The 18,251-nt window shown below is 62.1% G+C and carries 14 protein-coding genes; 6 read left to right on the top strand and 8 right to left on the bottom strand.

What is annotated here, in order from left to right:
• The first annotated feature begins 32 nt into the window (after window positions 1-32).
• Window positions 33-458 (top strand): peptide-methionine (R)-S-oxide reductase MsrB, encoded by a 426-nt coding sequence (gene msrB, locus SGJ19_24075; protein ID MDZ4783337.1) that lies wholly within the window; start codon window positions 33-35, stop codon window positions 456-458.
• Between the two features lie 193 nt (window positions 459-651).
• Here the strand turns inward: msrB and SGJ19_24070 are convergent, their stop codons facing one another.
• Genes SGJ19_24070 through SGJ19_24060 form a run of 3 tightly spaced genes read right to left on the bottom strand, consistent with a single transcriptional unit; the run spans window position 652 to window position 3,095 of the window.
• Window positions 652-1,320, bottom strand: coding sequence for a response regulator (locus SGJ19_24070; GenBank protein ID MDZ4783336.1), 669 nt, complete (start codon window positions 1,318-1,320; stop codon window positions 652-654).
• On the bottom strand, window positions 1,271-2,803 hold the full coding sequence (locus SGJ19_24065; GenBank protein ID MDZ4783335.1) for an ATP-binding protein: 1,533 nt from the start codon (window positions 2,801-2,803) through the stop codon (window positions 1,271-1,273). The genes SGJ19_24070 and SGJ19_24065 overlap by 50 nt, the downstream gene beginning before the upstream one ends.
• A 19-nt stretch (window positions 2,804-2,822) precedes the next feature.
• On the bottom strand, window positions 2,823-3,095 hold the full coding sequence (locus SGJ19_24060; protein MDZ4783334.1) for a hypothetical protein: 273 nt from the start codon (window positions 3,093-3,095) through the stop codon (window positions 2,823-2,825).
• Between the two features lie 128 nt (window positions 3,096-3,223).
• Between SGJ19_24060 and nirB the strand changes: the two genes are divergently transcribed.
• Genes nirB through SGJ19_24045 form a run of 3 tightly spaced genes read left to right on the top strand, consistent with a single transcriptional unit; the run spans window position 3,224 to window position 10,216 of the window.
• Window positions 3,224-6,259 (top strand): nitrite reductase large subunit NirB, encoded by a 3,036-nt coding sequence (gene nirB / locus SGJ19_24055; GenBank protein MDZ4783333.1) that lies wholly within the window; start codon window positions 3,224-3,226, stop codon window positions 6,257-6,259.
• Between the two features lie 19 nt (window positions 6,260-6,278).
• Window positions 6,279-8,000 (top strand): DmsC/YnfH family molybdoenzyme membrane anchor subunit, encoded by a 1,722-nt coding sequence (locus tag SGJ19_24050; GenBank protein MDZ4783332.1) that lies wholly within the window; start codon window positions 6,279-6,281, stop codon window positions 7,998-8,000.
• Window positions 8,000-10,216 (top strand): nitrate reductase, encoded by a 2,217-nt coding sequence (locus SGJ19_24045; protein MDZ4783331.1) that lies wholly within the window; start codon window positions 8,000-8,002, stop codon window positions 10,214-10,216. The genes SGJ19_24050 and SGJ19_24045 overlap by 1 nt, the downstream gene beginning before the upstream one ends.
• A 122-nt stretch (window positions 10,217-10,338) precedes the next feature.
• On the opposite strand, the gene SGJ19_24040 is transcribed toward SGJ19_24045, so the two are convergent.
• A complete protein-coding gene (locus SGJ19_24040) occupies window positions 10,339-11,346 on the bottom strand; it encodes a ketoacyl-ACP synthase III (protein MDZ4783330.1) in 1,008 nt (335 codons plus the stop codon).
• A 200-nt stretch (window positions 11,347-11,546) separates the two neighbouring features.
• On the opposite strand from SGJ19_24040, the gene SGJ19_24035 reads away from it, so the two are divergent.
• Window positions 11,547-13,760: a PSD1 and planctomycete cytochrome C domain-containing protein gene (locus tag SGJ19_24035; protein ID MDZ4783329.1), complete on the top strand. Its 2,214-nt coding sequence runs from the start codon at window positions 11,547-11,549 to the stop codon at window positions 13,758-13,760.
• A 330-nt stretch (window positions 13,761-14,090) separates the two neighbouring features.
• Here the strand turns inward: SGJ19_24035 and SGJ19_24030 are convergent, their stop codons facing one another.
• A complete protein-coding gene (locus tag SGJ19_24030) occupies window positions 14,091-15,227 on the bottom strand; it encodes a hypothetical protein (protein ID MDZ4783328.1) in 1,137 nt (378 codons plus the stop codon).
• Between the two features lie 288 nt (window positions 15,228-15,515).
• Here SGJ19_24030 and SGJ19_24025 point away from each other — a divergent pair, with 288 nt between their 5' ends.
• The gene (locus SGJ19_24025; GenBank protein MDZ4783327.1) at window positions 15,516-15,845 is read left to right on the top strand and encodes a TfoX/Sxy family protein; all 330 of its coding nucleotides are present in this window, start codon (window positions 15,516-15,518) and stop codon (window positions 15,843-15,845) included.
• Window positions 15,846-15,875: 30 nt separating this feature from the next.
• Here SGJ19_24025 and SGJ19_24020 read toward each other — a convergent pair whose 3' ends face one another.
• The 3 genes from SGJ19_24020 to SGJ19_24010 form a co-directional block, all read right to left on the bottom strand.
• The gene (locus tag SGJ19_24020) at window positions 15,876-16,379 is read right to left on the bottom strand and encodes a GNAT family N-acetyltransferase (GenBank protein MDZ4783326.1); all 504 of its coding nucleotides are present in this window, start codon (window positions 16,377-16,379) and stop codon (window positions 15,876-15,878) included.
• Window positions 16,380-16,381: 2 nt separating this feature from the next.
• Window positions 16,382-16,645, bottom strand: a complete 264-nt coding sequence (locus tag SGJ19_24015; protein MDZ4783325.1) for a DUF1778 domain-containing protein — start codon at window positions 16,643-16,645, stop codon at window positions 16,382-16,384.
• 120 nt (window positions 16,646-16,765) lie between these two features.
• Window positions 16,766-17,971, bottom strand: coding sequence for an NADH-quinone oxidoreductase subunit D (locus SGJ19_24010; protein ID MDZ4783324.1), 1,206 nt, complete (start codon window positions 17,969-17,971; stop codon window positions 16,766-16,768).
• Window positions 17,972-18,251: the final 280 nt, after the last annotated feature.

Here is an 18,251-nt window from a genome sequence, read left to right as displayed (position 1 = left end):
ATCGTGACGAAACCAATCAGGAGGAACGGCCGATGTCCGAATCAGAATCCAAGTCCGGCGCCATGGGTCGCAGCGATGAAGAGTGGCGAAAAGTGCTCACGCCGGAGCAGTACAGCATTACGCGCAATCACGGCACCGAACGCGCGTTCACCGGCGAATACTGGGATCACCACGAGGACGGCGTTTACAGCTGCGTGGCCTGCGGGACGCCGCTGTTCGATTCCGAAACGAAATTCGATTCCGGCAGCGGCTGGCCGAGCTACTTCAAACCGGTGAGCGACGCGAACGTCGCGACGAACACCGATCGCAGCCACGGGATGGTTCGCACCGAAGCACGCTGTGCTGCCTGCGACTCGCACCTCGGCCACGTCTTCGACGACGGCCCGCGCCCCACGGGACTGCGCTACTGCATCAACTCCGCAGCACTCAAGTTCGAGGGGAAAGAGACGAAGAAGTAACGACGCACGTGCCACGGATTCACCGCGCGAACCAGAGGATTTAACCGCGAAACACACGAAAGGTTGGCGGGAGAAACGCAGTGCCATGGTTCATTTCTCCGCCGCATCCCTTCGCGTCAATTCGCGTTTTTCGCGGTTAAATCCGCTGTCATTCTCCGTGGTGACCGAGCGCGGAAATCGCCTAGGCGATTCGCTACCTCAACTGCGGGTGCAATTCCGCGGTGCGGATTTCCGAGAGGATGCGGTGCGTCAGGGCCAAGTCGAGCAGTTCCGCCAGGCTTTCGACGCCGAGCTTGCGCATGATCGAGGCGCGGCGCATTTCGACGGCCCGTTGGCTAAGGAACAAGTGCGAGGCGATGATCTTGTTCGATTCCCCGGCCAGGATCAGCGCTAGCGTCTCACGCTCGCGGCTGTTGAGGCGGTTAATCCGGTCATTCAGGCTCGTGAATTCATCGTCGCGGCGGCGCCATTGCGCATCCAGTTCAATCGCTTTGCCGACGAGTTCCAGTAGCGATAGGCGATCGAACGGCTTTTCCAGGAACTCGATCGCGCCAGTCTTCATGGCGGCCACCGCGGTCGTGACGTCGGCATGCGCGGTGATGAAGATTACTGGTAGCCGCTGGCCGTCGCAGATCATCCGCTCATAGGTCTTGAGGCCGTCCTCTTCCGGCATGCGAATGTCCAGCAGCAGGCAGCCTGGCGTATCGCGATCATAGTCAGCGCGAAACTCGGCGCCGCTGGCGAAGGTGCGCACGGGAAACCCGAGCGCGGACAGCAGCGCCGTCAGCGACTCGCGCATTTGACGGTCGTCGTCAACGACAAAGACTGTCGGCTGTTTCGGTTCGCGGATGCTCATATTCATGGAAACAAGGTAGCGAAAAACAAAACTTGGCCCCCGCGCCCACCGACGAGGTAGCCCAAATCCGTCCCAAATGCTGCTCGACGATCGAGCGTGAAATCGATAGCCCAATCCCCAGACCGTTCGTTTTGGTCGTGTGGAACGGTTGGAACATCGCGTCGACGAGCTCGGCTGCCACGCCCGGTCCGTTGTCGACGACGTCGACCTGGGCGAAGCCGTCGGCCTCCGAGGTGCGGACCTCGATCCGCCGCTCCGCGACCGGCGAAGCATCGAGCGCGTCCATGGCGTTCTGTAGTAAGTTCACCAGCACTTGCTGGACTTGAATGCGATCGGCGGCCACGACCAGCGGAGCGGACGTCAACGTCGATTCGCACTCCACCTGACGCCGCAGCATCTCTGGGCGGCAGAACTCGATGACTTCGCGGACGAGTGCGTTCAGGTCGAGCGGATTCCGCGAGCCGCGTTGCGGTTGAACGAAGTTGCGCATGCCGCGAACGATTTGGCCTGCCCGTAGCGCGGCCTGCTGAATCTGCCTCGCGTGCTCTCGCAACCGGGTTTCGTCCACATTGGTTTGGTCGAGCAAGACGTCGCTGGCCTCGGCGAAGTTGGCGATCGCTGCTAACGGTTGATTCAGCTCATGCGCCAAGCCGGCCGTGAGGTGGCCCATGGTCGTGATTCGGGAGGCATGCGCGAGCTGCGCCGCCAAGTGTTGCTGGCTGGCCTCGGCCCGTTCGCGTTCGGCGATTTCGCGCCGTAACGCCATGTTCGCTTGGTCGAGCTCTTCGGTGCGGAGCGCCACCCGCGCCTCAAGTTGTTCCACCTGCGAGCCAATCGCTCGCGTCGCCGGCCGCACCACGAAACTGCCTAAGCCAAGCAACAAGAGGATCACGGCCGAGTCGATTGACAGGGCACAGAGGCGGAGGCGCGTGACCTGCCGCGCCGCGGCTTGTTCCAAGAGTTTGACGATGCCATCCATCGTCGGCAGGTAACGGCGCTCATGTTCCAGCACGATCGCGACGAGCCGGGCAGTGTCGCCAACGGCATCGGTCGCAGGCAATTCTGCCAGGCTTCGAGCGGCGTCGCGCATGGCCTGCCAATGCGGCTGCAAGGCGTGCCATTGTTCGTCGATCTCGGGAGTGTGAATCCGCGCGATGCCGATCGCCACGTCCCCTTCCAGCAACGCGCGATGCCCCGCCACCCATTGGTCCAAGGTCGAACGGAGCTCGACGCGACGTCGTTCACGCTCCTCAGGCGTGGGCGCCGCCTGGTACGCCAGGGACGCCTTCGTCAACTTCTGGCTCAGCATCCGCTGGCGGCCGGCTACGTTGATGACGGGGGCGAACTCGCCGAGATGTTGCAGCAATGGCTGCACGACGATTTGGTCCAGCCCAACCAAAGCCGCCACGGCCACTAACACCAACAGATAACGGACGCTCAGGCGGCGGACTAGGCGATCAGCGGTGTGGGGCAGTAACGATTCGGCCATGGTCTCAACGCGTACGATCTCAAGCTCCGCCGACTTCGGTATCGCGCAACGCGATGCTTCGTGCGCTAGTGTAGAAGAAAATTACGTTCCAAAGCACACCGATCCGGGTGGTTCGCCCCAATTTCGGGTGGTTTTCTACGTTGTACCTGTCTTGACCGTCATCCGTCGCGCGCCGCTTGCTTAACGCCTGTGCAAATTCTGCGCGATGGCCATGCAGAGTCTCGTAGACGAATGCTTGCCAAATGCGTGTTTTGCTTCGCCTTGCCGAAAAAGCGACCGACTTTCTGGACATGGCACATGCGTTGCCAAGGGAGACTAGCGTGTGTTTGGCGGCGCACTTCGCAGGCACGAATTTCGTCGCCAGCCAGCGGGGTGCGTTCGTCGAGCACGGGTGGCGAGCGACTCCCTGGAACAGGCCGCATGATTGCCCTGAATTGCGAACCGACCGCGACCGAACAAATCGTTGTCATCGGCAACGGCATGGTCGGGCAGCGGTTCTGCGAACGGCTGATTGAATTCGATACGGAACAGCGCTACCGGCTCGTCACGTTTTGCGAGGAGCCTCGCGCCGCTTATGATCGCGTCGGGCTGACGTCCTTCTTCGCGCATCGCGACGCGGAGAAGTTGATGCTCGCCCGTCAGGACTGGTACGCCGAGCACGGCGTCGAAATCCATTTGGGCGATCGCGCGTGCGCGATCGATCGCAAGCATCGCATCGTCCGATCGGAACGAGGCGCGGAGATCCGCTACGATCGCATCATCCTGGCCACGGGTTCTTACCCGTTCGTGCCGCCCGTGCCGGGCATCAAGCAGCGCGGCGTCTTCGTCTATCGCACGATCGAAGACCTGCAACACATCATCGAATATGCAGGCCATTCAAAACGCTGTGCGGTGCTCGGCGGCGGCTTGTTGGGACTTGAAGCGGCGAAGGCCGCGTACGATCTCGGCCTGGAAACGCACATCGTCGAATTCGCGCCGCGTCTGATGCCGCGCCAGGTCGATGACACCGGCTCGCGCATTCTCGTGCGCAAGATTGAAGAACTTGGCGTGCAAGTCCATCTGGGCAAAGCGACCAAGTCGATCCAGGGCGAGGGCCGCGTCGAACGCATCGAGTTCGGCGACGGCGCGATGCTCGATATCGATATGATCATCGTTTCCGCGGGAATTCGCCCGCGCGACGATCTGGCGCGCGAGACCGGCATCGACGTTGGCGAGCGCGGCGGGATCATGGTCGACGATCAACTGGCCACGTCCGATCCGCGCATGTTCGCCATCGGCGAGTGCGCCTTGCATGCCGGCATGGTGTACGGCCTCGTCGCCCCCGGCTACGAGATGGCGGAAATCGTCGCCGCGAATTTGACGGGCGCAACGCGAACTTTCCAAGGCGCGGACCTCTCCGCCAAGCTGAAATTGCTCGGTGTCGACGTGGCCAGCTTTGGCGCGAACGACGCGCCGGCGGACAAGGCCACGCCCGCGGTGTTCGAAGATCCCTTTGCCGGCGTTTACAAAAAGCTGCTCTTTTCGCACGACGGCACGCGGCTGTTGGGGGGAATTCTCGTTGGCGACGCCAGCGACTATGGCCGGCTGGTGGCGCATTTCAAATCGACTGACGTGTTGCCCTGCCCGCCGTTGGAGCTGCTCGTCGGCTCTTCGGGCGGTGGCGCTGCGGCTGGCGGCGACGTCCTGCCGGACTCGGCGCAGATTTGTTCCTGCAACAATGTCTCGAAGGGGGCGATCTGCCAGGCGATTCGCGAGCAAGGGCTCGATTCCGTCGCGGCGGTGAAATCCTGCACCAAGGCCGGCACCGGCTGCGGCGGTTGCCTGGGGCTCGTGACGGATTTGTTCCAGGCCGAGATGAAGCGCGCCGGCAAGGCGGTCGTGCAACATCTCTGCGAGCATTTTTCGTACTCGCGGACCGAGCTGTTCGCCATCATCAAGGCCAAAGAACTGCGCACCTTTGCCAACACGATCGAGCATTGCGGACGCGGCGCCGGCTGCGAGATCTGCAAGCCGGCCGTGGCGTCGATTCTGGCCAGCCTTTGGAACGAGGACATCCTCGAGCCGGCGCATCAAACACTGCAAGACACGAACGATCGCTTTCTCGCCAACATGCAGCGCGGCGGACTGTACTCGATTGTCCCGCGCGTGCCGGGCGGCGAAATCACGCCGGAAAAGCTCGGCGTGTTGGCCGACATCGGCAAGGAATACAAGCTCTATACCAAGATCACCGGCGGCCAGCGCATCGATCTGTTCGGCGCGCGCGTGCAGGACTTGCCGGAAATCTGGGAAAAACTGGTCGACGCTGGTTTCGAAAGCGGCCACGCCTATGGCAAGGCGCTGCGCACGGTGAAAAGCTGCGTCGGCACCACTTGGTGTCGTTATGGAGTGCAGGATTCTGTCGCCTTCGCCATTCACGTCGAGAATCGTTACAAGGGCATCCGCGCGCCGCACAAAATCAAGATGGCGGTCTCCGGCTGCATTCGCGAATGCGCCGAGGCACAAAGCAAGGACGTCGGCCTGATCGCCACGGAGCAAGGTTACAACCTCTACGTCTGCGGCAACGGCGGTTCCAAGCCGCGCCATGCGGAGCTGTTGGCCGCCGATATCGACGAAGCCACGGCCCTGCGCTATATCGATCGCTTCTTGATGTACTACATCATGACGGCCGATCGTCTCACCCGGACGTCCGTCTGGTGCGAGAAACTCGAAGGGAGCCTCGACCACATCCGCGACGTCGTCGTGCATGACAAATTGAACATCTGCGTCGAACTCGAAGCGATGATGCAGCGGCTCGTCGATAGCTATCAATGCGAATGGGCCGCCGTGGTGCGCAACCCAGAGAAGCGCCGCTGGTTCCGGCAGTTCGTCAACACCGAAGAAGAGGAGTCCTGCATCGAGTTCGTTTCCGAACGCGGTCAGTCGCGGCCGGCGGATTGGCCAAGCGAAACGATTGCCTTGGAGCAATTCCGCATGCTGGACGGTCGCACGCTTGCGACGCATCGCGAAGAGCAGGCCGAAGCGCCACGCTGGGTCCGCGTCGGCAGCGTGGACGACTTTCCGCTCGACGGCGGCAGCACGATCAAGTACGGACAAACGCAAATCGCCGTCTTCCGCTTCGACGGCCGCGGCGAATGGTATGCCTGTCAGAACATGTGCCCGCACAAGAAGGCGTTTGTGCTCTCGCGCGGCATCCTCGGCGACGCGGCCGGCGAACCGAAGGTAGCCTGCCCATTGCACAAAAAGACGTATTCGCTGCAAGACGGCCGCTCCTTGCAAGGCGAGGAATATCGCGTCAGTACGTTCCCGGTGAAGGTGGAAGACGACGCCGTGTACCTTGAACTGCCGCCGCCCGACTCGCTGGACGTCACGCTGGCGACGCACGTCGGCTGCAAGCTGGCGACGCTCTGCGAGTCCAACGGCCACGCGACCGCAGTCTTGGCCGGGGCGAGTTCGTAAACTTGGCGAGTGCTCGCGTATGACATTGCTGACCGATGTTGTCGAGGAATTGGGCTCAACGCCTGCCGAGCCGGATTCCGCGCAATTCCTCGATGCGGCGTCGTTCCTCGGCCGGTTGCTCGAAGAGCAGCAAGCGCCGACCGCTGTTGAAACCTTCGCGCGCTACCACGACGATCATGCCGGCGCGGCGCGGGTTTCGAGCTATCGCGCGTTGTTGCCGGCATCGCCGCCGGGTCCTGGTCAGCAGTATGCCTTTGAAGTCGATCTGGATCGCTGCTCGGGCTGCAAGGCCTGCGTGACCGCTTGCCACACGCTGAATGGTTTGGACGAGCAGGAAACTTGGCGCGACGTCGGCCTCTTGGTCGGCGGTTCCAAGTCGTTGCCTGTGATGCAGCATGTCACCGCGGCCTGCCACCATTGTCTGGAACCGGCCTGCCTGACTGCCTGTCCGGTGAATGCTTACGAAAAGGATCCCGCCACCGGCATCGTCAAGCATCTCGACGATCAATGCTTCGGTTGCCAGTACTGCACGCTGGCCTGTCCTTATGACGTGCCGAAATATCATCGCGCGAAAGGCATCGTCCGCAAGTGCGATATGTGTTCGTCGCGATTGGCTGTCGGCGAAGCCCCGGCCTGTGTACAGGCTTGCCCGCACCAGGCGATCGCCATTCGCGTCGTCGACGCGCGGCAAGTCATCGACGATGCCGAGGCGGCGCAGTTCTTGCCGGCGGCCCCTGATCCGCAGATGACGTATCCGACGACCACTTACAAGACTAAGCGCGCTTTTCCGCGAAATCTGCTGCCGGCGGATTATTTCCGCGTCAGCACGCAACACGCACATTGGCCGTTGGCGGTGATGCTGGTGCTCACGCAACTTTCCGTCGGCGGGTTTTGCGTCGGCATGATTTTGGACACCTTCCTTAGCGATCACGCGCCGTTGCGGCAGACGCACGCGATTAACTCGTTGGCATTCGGATTGCTCGCTCTCGGTGCGAGCACGCTACATCTTGGGCGACCGTGGCTGGCGTTCCGCGCTGTCTTGGGACTCAAACATGCCTGGCTTAGCCGCGAAATCGTGGCCTTCGGCGTGTTCGCCAAGTTGGCGATTCTGTACGCGGCGCTGCTCGTGTTTTTCCCCGATGCCGATCCACGCTTTGCCCAATGGCTCGGCTGGAGCGTCGCCGCGAGCGGCCTGCTCGGCGTCTACTGTTCTGCGATGATCTATGTTTTCACAAAGCGTGAATGCTGGAACTTCCCGCGCGTGATCGCCAAGTTCGTCGGCACGGCCGCGGTGTTGGGCATCGCGGCGATGTGGCTCAGCTTGTTGCTGTCGACGGTGCTGCAATCCTCTGCGGAGTCGTCTCGCTTCGTCGCGTTGCATGGAGCGCAACTCTGCTGGGCCATGCTGGCGATCTCTGGGGCGAAGCTGTTCTGGGAAGCGGCCGCCTTTCGCCATTTGCTGGACCGACGCATGACCGCGATGCGGCGTTCCGCGATCCTAATGGCTCGTGAGCTGCCGCGCACCACGCTCGCGCGCTTCGCCACCGGCTTGCTGGGAGGAGTGTTGCTGCCGGCAATCTTGCTGCAACACCTCGACGCACTCGATACGGCCGGCGTCTCCGCGCCATTCCTCGCGATCACCGGCGTGTTATTCGTCGCCTGCCTGAGTGGCGAGTTGCTAGAACGATCGCTCTTTTTCACCACCTGCGCCTCGCCGCGCATGCCCGGAGGGTTGCGCTAATGTCCGGCGCGCTAGCGAAATTCACTGCGTTAATTCCACCGCTGGTCGATCGCCACGGACCGTTGACCGAGGAGTTGCTGCTCGCTCCCGGCAAGTTCGGCTTGGGACTCGCGCCCGCTAAGTCAACCGCCGAGGCCGTCGCGCGCACCGTCTGCGGTTTCTGCTCCACCGGTTGTTGTTTGAATGTCCATCTTCAAGACGACGAACCCGTTGCGTTGACGCCGGCGTCGGGCTATCCGGTTAATCTTGGCATGGCTTGTCCGAAAGGCTGGGAAGCGCTCGCGGTGCTGGACGCGCCGGACCGCGCGGTGACGCCGCTGCTGCGCGAACGCGGCGGCGCGCAGCGCGCGGTGTCGTGGGATGAGGCTCTGCAAACCTTCGTCGCGCGGATGAAGGGCATTCAGGCGGAGCATGGCCCTGAGTCGATCGCCTTTCTCAGCAGCGGACAGATCGCCACCGAAGAGATGGCGTTCCTCGGCGCGCTTGCCAAGTTTGGCATGGGCATCCGGCACTGTGATAGCAACACGCGGCAATGCATGGCGACCGCCGCCACGGCCTACAAGGAATCGTTTGGCTTCGATGCGCCTCCGTATACGTATGCCGATTTCGAGCAATCGGACGTGATCGTGCTCGTCGGCAGCAATCTCTGCCTCGCGCACCCGATTCTCTGGCAGCGGGTGATGCGCAATCCGTATCGGCCGGAGATCGTGGTCATCGATCCGCGCACGACCGAGACAGCGATGGCCGCCACGCAACACTTGCCGCTCTATCCGAAATCCGACTTGGCCCTGCTTTACGGTCTGGCGCGACTGTTGATCGAGCGCGGGTGGATCGACGGGAAGTACATTGCCGCGCACACCGAAGGCTTCGACGATTTCGCGCGCTTCGTCGAACCTTACACGCTGGAAGCCGTGGCGGCGGAAACGCAACTGCCGGCCGAGTCGATCGAGCGGCTCGCGCGGACGATTCACGCCGGCGCGCGGGTCTCGTTCTGGTGGACGATGGGCGTTAATCAAAGCCACCAGGCAGTCCGCACTGCGCAAGCGATCATCAACCTGACTTTGATGACGGGTAACATCGGCCGGCCCGGAACCGGCGCGAATTCCGTCACTGGCCAATGCAACGCGATGGGCTCGCGGCTGTTTAGCAACACGACAAACTTGCTCGGCGGCCACGATTTCGCGAATCCCGAACATCGCGCCAAGGTTGCCGGTATTCTCGGCATTGACGAGGCCGTGATTCCACACGAGTTGGGCAGGCCGTATCACCTGATCATTGAAGGCATCCTGCGCGGCGAGATTCGCGGCCTCTGGAACATCGGCACCAACCCGGCGCATTCGTGGATCAATCAATCGATGCTCCGCGACGTGCTGGACCGGCTCGATTTTCTTGTCGTGCAGGATATGTATCACTCGACCGAGACGGCGCAATACGCTGACCTCGTGCTGCCTGCGGCCGCTTGGGGCGAAAAGGATGGCACGCTGATCAACTCCGAGCGGCGCATCGGAGTGATCCGCAAAGTCTCCCGCGCGCCGGGGGAAGCGCTGACGGATTTTCGTATCTTTCAGGCGATCGCCCGCTATTGGGGCTGCGGCGAGATGTTTCGCGCTTGGGATTCGCCGGAAGCGGTGTTCCGTATCCTGGCGCGACTGAGCGCCGGACAGCCGTGTGATATCACCGGCATCGAGAGCTACGAACAACTCGACGCCCACGGCGGCATTCAATGGCCTTACGCTTCGGACGCGGGTAATCAGCGCCAGGAGCGAGGATTGTTTACGGACGGTCGCTACTACCGACACAACGGCCGCGCGAAGTTCGTCTGCGAGGTGCCGCGGCCGTTGCCGGAGCCGACCAGCGCCGAGTTTCCGATGATCTTGCTGACCGGCCGCGGGTCCGTCTCGCAATGGCACACGCAAACGCGCACCAGCAAGTCGGCGGTGCTGCGCAAACTCTATCCCGCCGAAATCTATGTGGAGATCAATCCCGCTGATGCCCAGGAACTTGGCATTCGTCCGGATGAGCTGATCGAAGTCGCTTCGCAACGCGGGCAACTGCAAGCTCGCGCTTTCTTGACGCCCGCGGTGCGGCCAGGGCAGTTATTTTTGCCGATGCACTACGAGGCGACGAACCGGCTGACGGACGCGGTGTTCGATCCTTATTCGCATCAGCCAGCGTACAAGGCTTGTGCGGTGCGCGTGGCGAAGCTATCCGCGTGATTGTTCTGTTCGCGCCGTCCAAGCCCAGGGAAAGCCCTCGAAGACGAACCATCAACTACGACTTCGGTGGCCTTCCCTGGGCTTAAAGCAGCGCGCCGTCGCTAAGCGAAAACGACGAAGTGTCACGCCCCCGGCCAGGTCTCCGTCCAGATCGTTCCCGACCAGGAGAAGCCGACACCGAAGCCGACCAACATCGAACGCGTGCCCGGCCGCAGCAACCCGCGGCGGCGGAGATCGTGAATCACGATCGGAATTGTCGAGGAGACCGTGTTGCCGAACTGTTCGATCACTGTCGGCAGACGATCTTCACCGACTTGCAATTGCGCCCGCAACCGATCGAGCATCAGCAATGTGGCCTGGTGCATCAGGAAGTAATCGATGTCGGTCTGCGCGAGTCCCGCCTTCGCCAATAGGGCATCGATCATCGGCGGCACGCGTTCCAGCGTGGCCGTCACGAGGCTCGGGCCGTCCATAAAAAGTTGGCTGGCCCAGCGATGACGCTTGCGCGGTTTGAGCGCATGCTGCACCTGCCGAGCGCCCCCTTGATTGACCATCAACGTGTCGGCCTCAGCGCCATCGGTGCCAAACGTGAATGGTCCCAGCGACGGCGTCGACGACGCTTCAATTAGCGTGGCGGCCGCCGCGTCGGAAAAAATCGTCCTTAGCGAACGATCTTCGTCGTCGATGTACTTCGAGTACGTCTCCGCTGTAATCAGCAGCACGCGCTGCGCTTGCCCCGACGCGATCAAGCCCTGCGCCATCGAGAGCCCATACACGAATCCGGAGCAGCCCAGGTTGAAGTCGAGCGCGCCGGTCGTGTTCGGCAACTTCAAACGATGTTGCAGCAGGCACGCCGTGGTCGGCAGCGGATAGTCCGGCGTCTGCGTGCAAAGCAACAGGTAGTCGATCGACTGGCGATCGATCTCATGCGCATGCAGCAACTTCTCCGCGGCGGCGACCGCGAGATCCGACGCGCATTCCTCGGGCTCCGCGACGTACCGCTGCCGGATCCCCGTCTTCTCGAAGATCCGCTCCATGTCCCATTTGGGAAACGCCGCGGCCAACTCGTCGTTGGTTTCGACCCGAGCGGGGAAATGCAGGGCGATCGGGCCGATTGCCGCATGCTTCACAGAAACGTCCTTCAAAGTCCGCCTGGGTATACCTTTAACGCGACCAGCGCCGCTCCTATTCGACCGTACACCCGCTGCTGTGAAGCTACCATAGCCCGCGGAACAAGGTCAATCAGGCGACCCACCCGGCCAGGGTGCAATTCGATGGCCGGCAGTTAGAATGAACGCCGCCGACATGCTGCGAACTCTGGGGCGGAAACATGTTTGGAAACTGGCGGTGGCGGACTTTGGCGGTGGCGCTGATCCTACCGGCGGCCGCGCGGGCCGGCGAAGTTGATTTCGAACGCGACGTGGCGTCGGTGCTCATTCGTCGCTGCCTGGAATGTCACGGCGAACGCACGGCGGCCGGCGGTCTCGTATTAACCGACGGTCCGCATCTGTCGCAGGGCGGCGACAGTGGCGCGGCAATTGCTTCCGGCGACGCCGCGGCCAGTTTGCTTGTGGAACGCGTCACCTCTGGCGAAATGCCGCCTGAGAAAAAAGGGCGCTCGCAACGCCTGCCGGATGCGGAAATCGAAGTGCTTCGCAATTGGGTGGCGGCCGGCGCAGTGTGGCCGGACGGCCGCGTATTGGATCCTTACGAGCGGACCACGGACATCCGCGCCGGGCGCGACTTCTGGTCATTGCAACCTGTGCGACAAGTCGACGTTCCCGCGGTCGATGCGGCACGGAAGGTGAATCCAATCGACGCGTTCATTCTCGCGCGTTTGGATCAGGAAGAATTTCAACCCGCACCGTTGGCGGATCGCCGGACGTTGATTCGCCGGCTGTACTATGACGTGATCGGCTTGCCGCCGACGTTCGAGGCGATCGAAGCGTTTGTGGCGGACCCTGCGCCGGACGCGTATGAACGCCTTGTCGATGCGTTGCTGGCCCGGCCAGAATTCGGCGAGCGCTGGGCGCGGCATTGGCTGGACGTCGTGCGCTACGCCGACACGAGCGGCTACGAGCGCGATCAGGAAAAGCCCTTCGCGTGGAAATACCGCGACTGGGTCGTCGACGCCATCAACGAAGACTTGCCGTACGATCGCTTTATCGTCGAACAAATCGCCGGCGACGAGTTGCCGGATCGATCGTTGCGCTCGTTGATCGCCACCGGCATGTTGCGACTCGGCACGTGGAACGACGAGCCGAATGATCCGCAGGATTACAAATATGAGCGACTGGAAGACCTGGTCGACGTCACTTCCTCGGCCTTTCTCGGTATCACGGCTAAATGCGCCCGGTGCCACGATCACAAGTTCGATCCGATTCCGCAAGTCGACTACTACCGTTTCGCCGCCGCCTTCTGGGCGGGGCCGATCGAGCCGCGCGACGCGGCGCTCCTCGGCGGACCGTCGGATGACGAAATCGGTGACAAGGAAGTGCTGGCCTGGACCGATCTCACCGCCGCACCAACGCCGCTGCACTTGTTGAAAAACGGCGATCGCCATCAGCCGCTTGATGTAGCACGACCCGCGGCGCCTTCGTTCGCGGCGCACTCCGGTGAATTCATTGCGCCGTCGGAAGGCGCGAAGACCTCTGGCCGTCGATTGCAGCTTGCGCAGTGGATTGCCTCGCGCGAGAATCCGCTCACCGCGCGCGTGATCGTCAATCGCCTTTGGCAGGAGCATTTCGGGGCTGGCCTGGTTCGTTCGCCCAACAACTTCGGCTTCACGGGCGATCGGCCGACGCATCCGGAGTTGCTCGATTGGCTCGCGAATGAGCTGATGGCGAACGGCTGGCAGTTGAAGTCGATACATCGCCTGATGCTCACGTCGAACACGTATCGCCAGGGCTCGCTGCATCCGCAGGCCGATGAATACAACACGCACGACTCGGGCAACAAGTTCTGGTGGCGCGCCGAACGCCGCCGACTCGACGCCGAAGCGCTCCGCGACACGTTGCTGGCCGTGAGCGGCGACCTCGACCCGCGCCGCGGCGGACCAAGCTTTCGCCCCACGATGAGCCCGGAGGCGCTCTTAGGACTTTCTCGCAAAGGCGCCGCCTACGTCGCTTCACCGCCGGAAGAACAGCGACGCCGCAGTCTGTACATCTTTGCGCAGCGCAGTTTGCTCACGCCGTTGCTCACCACGTTTGATTTCAGCGATACCACGCTCTCGTGCGGCCGTCGTGACGTCACGATCGTCGCCCCGCAGGCGCTCGCACTCTTGAACGATCCCTTTGTTCACGAATGCAGCCAGGCATTGGCGCGTCGCGTCGTCAACGCGGCGCAATCGCCCGAAGAGCTGGTTGCCGCTGCGTGGCGAATCGCACTGGGGCGCGAACCGACGGCATCGGAACTTACCGCGTCATTGCAGCACGTCGAATCCCAACGCGCCCGCTTCGCCGATCAACCTTCGCCCAACGACGCCGCCTGGGCGTCCCTCTGCCACGTGCTGCTCAACCTTAATGAGTTGGCGTATGTGGATTGAAGTGGTTTTGCTTAGGAATCGCAAAACGTTGAGAGTAAATAGCCCCGAAGGGGCGGCAGGCAATAGCCAGGGGTGAAGATGCGGATGCCACAGATCAATTGAGCCCCAACGGGGCGACACGAATCGACGATGATTCCAGGTGTCGCCCCGTTGGGGCTCCGTCGATTTCTTGCGCGATTGTTCCAGCGGTTTGCACCGCTGGCTATTATCTGTCGCCCCTTCGGGGCTGAGAACGAACTTGCACTTTGGGGCTGAAAACCGTAAAGCCGCCGGACTCGCGTTTGCGAATCCGGCGGCTTGTTAATTCAACAATCTCTTCGGACCTCGCACTTACTCCGCACCACCCGAGCCGCTCAGCACCGGCAGTTCCGGCAGGCCGAGGCCGCCGAAGGCCAGGCTCGGCGACGCTTCCGTTTCCGTGTCGACCGACGCTTGGGCTTCTTCGCCGGTCGCTTCGGCTTCCGGAGCTTCCGGCAACAGCGGGCTGGTCGGGAACGGTACTTCGTCATTGCTCGGCGCGGCCACCGGCAGCACCGCGGTCAGCGTCAAGGGCGTCGCGGCCTGGCCGTCGGCACGCGTCACCAACAACTGCACCGGCGTCGGCGAAGTCAAAGCCAGTTGCGGCATGCGGACCGTGATTCCATTCTCGGACCAATCGAGCAACTCTGCGTCCAGCTTCAATCCGGCGACGTTGAAGGTCACCTTACCGGCTTGCAAACCAAAGCCTTCACCCGGCAGAGCGACCGGCGTGCCGACTTCCGCGGCGGCATTCGAAGCGGCGATCGACATATCGACCAAGCGCACGTCGGCCAAGTCCAGCACCGCCATCGTTGTCACGCTCGAGGCGCCGGCCGCGTTCTTAGGGCCGTTCACCATCACGAACACCGTGCTGAACGGAGCCGGTTCGGGGCGGCCCGGGTAGTTCATCGTCATTGCGTCCACCGGCAACCGCACGTCGACCGGCAGGACAGCCCCAGCGGCGATTTCGGCGACGGTCTCGACGCCGGTCGGCAGGGCGGGGGAGAAATCGCGGCTGATCCCGGCCGTCAGCACCACCTCGAAAGGCTGGCTGAGCGTGGCGGGCGTCACATTCTTCAACACCAGGCGAAACCGCGGGCCGACGCCGGCCGACGCGTTCCCCAGGTCCACGAGGCGGACGTCGACCAGTTCCAACGGGAACTGCACCTGCGGCTGCGGGGCCGGTTGGGGCGTGACCAGGCTCGCCGGGCGAATCACCGTCGGCAGGGCTGGCGGAGCGACCTTCGCGACGACCGGCATGACCGACGTTTGGCGGTGGACATGCACCCGCTTCTGGGGATACGAGCGGCTATGCGAGCCGCCACGGCCCCCCACGCTGACGCCGATTCCGATCCCGCCGCAGGCAAACGCGGAGCTGGCCGTCAGGCCCAGGACGATTTCCAACACAACGATCGACAATCCAGTGCGGGTTTTCCAAAGCGGTTTCATGGTCATCTCCGGCAGCTTATCAGGGGTTCGGGTGGTGCGGTTTGTTTCCAGGACTCCCTGCTAAGCGGAGACCGGGCCGGAATGTTACAAAGCTGGGCCTGGGAGGGTGGATTTGACCGCGAAAGACGCGAAATGATACGAATGGGAAGGCGAGGGGTAGTTGTCCACGGAATAAACGGAAACCCCGTAGGGCGGGCCGTGCTCGCAATGACCCGTGGCGGGCGGTTCCGACGTCGCTGAACTGAAGGCTTATTGACAGAATCCACGTCAAGCCCGCCAATTCAATCCATGTCCTACGACGAAGAACTCGCCGAACGCCTCCGCGCCGTGTTTCGGGAGCGGCACGACCTCGTCGAAAAGAAATTGTTCGGCGGTCTCGGGTTTCTGCTGGCGGGGAATTTGTGCGTCGCCGTCTGGAAGGATTGCCTGATGACCCGCGTGGGCCCGGACGCCTACGCGGCGGCCTTGGAAGAACCCCACGTCCGCGAATTTGACATCACCGGCCGCCCGATGCGCGGCTGGGTCATGGTGGAGCCGGAGGGGCTGGAGACGGCGGAGCAGTTGCGCGAATGGGTGAGCCGGAGTTTGCGGTTTGTGGAGGGATTGCCGGGGAAGTGATTCAGCAGATGACAAACTGGCAATCCAGAATTACAGATTAAGTTTTCTGATCGCACTTATTGCAATGAATAAGTGCCGATCATCGTCCTGGAACGAACGAAACCCATAATGTCGATAGAAGTCAGCGGCTCGATCGTCGATGGCGTGTACTTCGAGGCCGCGTATGCCAATCTCATCAGCAATACGGCGCGAACGTGACAATGCGTCAAGCAGCAATCGTTTGCCAAGCCCTTGACCTTGCGCCACCCGATCGACGGCGAGCCTACCAAGTAACAACATGGGAATGTCGATGTTTGGCAGGCCACGCGATTCATCATCGGACATTTGTGCGCGCGTGACGTGATGGTTCGACATCGAGTAGTAACCAAGAACGCGAACCTCGTCCTCCCAGGTGGCAACAAACGTCCTGGCCAGATCGCGACGGTCAAATTGACCCGCGTTACGCTTTAGCCAGTTGTCTAGGAATGGATGCCCGCAGTCGAAGCTGCTGCGGTCATGTTGCGAAGCCAGCCTCACGATGCGCAGTTCAGCCACGGCTAGCTATTCCCTTGCTTGAAAATGGCGGCTGCCTCTTGAAGTGCCCTGTTCGGCTCTGCTGATTCGTCGTCGAGCATTTCCGTTAGCGACTTAAAATCGCGCGGACTTAGTTCGGTAACACTCCATTCCCGAATCGCGTTTTTAGCCGCCGAGACTACCGCGGAAGCAGCAAAATCTGACGGAGATAGCCCAGTTAGGCTCGCCGCCTCGTCGATGGCGGCCTTGGCCGCGTCGCTGACCTGGATGGTGAAAGTGTGGGGCATCGAAGCCTAACTCCCGCTGGGAACCAAGGTGCGTCTTACCCCAAATTATAGCAGCCTAAACGGGGCAATAGAGTCCACCGATATCGCAATGACGAGATCGGCATAGACGGGCCTACCCCCCTACCGATCAATCTCCCCCATCACCACGTCCAGCGAGCCGACGATCGCTGGGATATCCGCGATCAGGCAGCCGCGGCAGACTTCCGAGGTGATGCAGAGGTTGCTGAAGGAGCTGCTGCGGGCGCGGACGCGCCAGGGGATGGAGCCCCCTTCGCTGACGATGTAGAAGCCCATCTGGCCTTTGGGGGCTTCGGTTTCGAGATAGGCTTCCCCCTTGGGGAGCTTTTCTGCCAGCTTGATCGGCTCGCCGTGGGAGCCTTTCGCCATGCTGTAGCGGTCGATGGCCTGGCGCACCAGGTCGACCGACTGCATGACTTCCAACATCCGTACGTAGAAGCGGTGCCAGCAATCGCCCAGCACAGCGCTTTGCGGTACCGCCGGGTATTCGTGATCCTTCGGGTAATGGCCGTTCTTCTCGACGATCACTTCGAAGGCGTAGCCGTCGTACATCCGCGTGTACCAGACTTCGCCGTCGCGACGGAGGTCTTGGTCGACGCCCGAGCCGCGCAGCACCGGGCCGGTGCAGCCGTAGTCGATGGCCTGTTCCGCAGAGATGATGCCGATGCCGGCCGCGCGGCGGACGAAAATCGCGTTCGTCGTCAGCAAGGCGTGGTATTCGGCGATGATCGGCACGAACTCGTCGAGGAACTTTTCGCACTGCTTAAGCCAGCCGCTCGGCAAATCGTGCGTGGCGCCGCCGATGGTGAGGTAGCTGTAAGTCAGCCGAGCGCCGCAGGCCATCTCGAACAGGTCGAGGATCTTTTCGCGCTCCCGGAAGGCGTACAAGAAGGGGCTGAACGTGCCGAGGTCCAGGCCGTAGGTGCCCATGCCGACCAGGTGGCTGGCAATCCGATTCAATTCGCAGATGATCACGCGGAGGTGATGGGCCTTGTCCGGCAGGTCCATCTTCATGAGCTTTTCGACGGTCAGCGCCCAGCCGAGATTCATGTTCATGCCGGCCAGGTAGTCCATCCGGTCGGTGTACGGAATCCACTGACGCGGCGTGAGGTTCTCGCCGATCTTTTCCGCGCAGCGATGCAGGTAGCCGATGTGCGGCGTGACCTCGGAAACCACTTCCCCGTCAGTCCTGAGGACGAGCCGGAGCACGCCGTGGGTGCTGGGGTGCTGGGGACCCATGTTGACCAACATTTCGTCGGTCCGGACGTCGAATTCAATGATCCGAGGATCGTCGAGCTGAGTGGCCATCGGCGGGAAAATCGCGGGGAATTGGGTGGCGAAAGCTGCCGGAACGAAGACTTCGTGAAAGTATACACGAAGTCAGTCGCCTCAGAAGCCCCGGGGTTGGAACCGCTGTTACCGCGGAGACGCGGAGACGCAGTGGGGGAGGAGATTTAACCGCGAAAGACGCGAAAGGGCGCGAAAAGTAGGAGTGTGGTAGTTGTGGCGTTGACTTAATTTTGCGGCAACAGCCAATCGAAAAGGCCGAACGGCGTGCGGTGCGCTGCGGTGGCCAAGGGTGCGGTTG

It is taken from the genome of Planctomycetia bacterium (assembly GCA_034440135.1).
GTDB lineage: Bacteria > Planctomycetota > Planctomycetia > Pirellulales > JALHLM01 > JALHLM01.
The sequence above is the reverse complement of the archived record's forward strand: the minus strand, read 5'-3'. Positions and strand labels throughout refer to the sequence as shown.

Coding starts and splice junctions, on each gene's coding strand:
- msrB (MDZ4783337.1), top strand. CDS start 33: ATGTCCGAATCAGAATCCAAGTCCGGCGCCATGGGTCGCAGCGATGAA.
- SGJ19_24070 (MDZ4783336.1), bottom strand. CDS start 1,320: ATGAATATGAGCATCCGCGAACCGAAACAGCCGACAGTCTTTGTCGTT.
- SGJ19_24065 (MDZ4783335.1), bottom strand. CDS start 2,803: ATGGCCGAATCGTTACTGCCCCACACCGCTGATCGCCTAGTCCGCCGC.
- SGJ19_24060 (MDZ4783334.1), bottom strand. CDS start 3,095: ATGTCCAGAAAGTCGGTCGCTTTTTCGGCAAGGCGAAGCAAAACACGC.
- nirB (MDZ4783333.1), top strand. CDS start 3,224: ATGATTGCCCTGAATTGCGAACCGACCGCGACCGAACAAATCGTTGTC.
- SGJ19_24050 (MDZ4783332.1), top strand. CDS start 6,279: ATGACATTGCTGACCGATGTTGTCGAGGAATTGGGCTCAACGCCTGCC.
- SGJ19_24045 (MDZ4783331.1), top strand. CDS start 8,000: ATGTCCGGCGCGCTAGCGAAATTCACTGCGTTAATTCCACCGCTGGTC.
- SGJ19_24035 (MDZ4783329.1), top strand. CDS start 11,547: ATGTTTGGAAACTGGCGGTGGCGGACTTTGGCGGTGGCGCTGATCCTA.
- SGJ19_24030 (MDZ4783328.1), bottom strand. CDS start 15,227: ATGAAACCGCTTTGGAAAACCCGCACTGGATTGTCGATCGTTGTGTTG.
- SGJ19_24025 (MDZ4783327.1), top strand. CDS start 15,516: ATGTCCTACGACGAAGAACTCGCCGAACGCCTCCGCGCCGTGTTTCGG.
- SGJ19_24015 (MDZ4783325.1), bottom strand. CDS start 16,645: ATGCCCCACACTTTCACCATCCAGGTCAGCGACGCGGCCAAGGCCGCC.
- SGJ19_24010 (MDZ4783324.1), bottom strand. CDS start 17,971: ATGGCCACTCAGCTCGACGATCCTCGGATCATTGAATTCGACGTCCGG.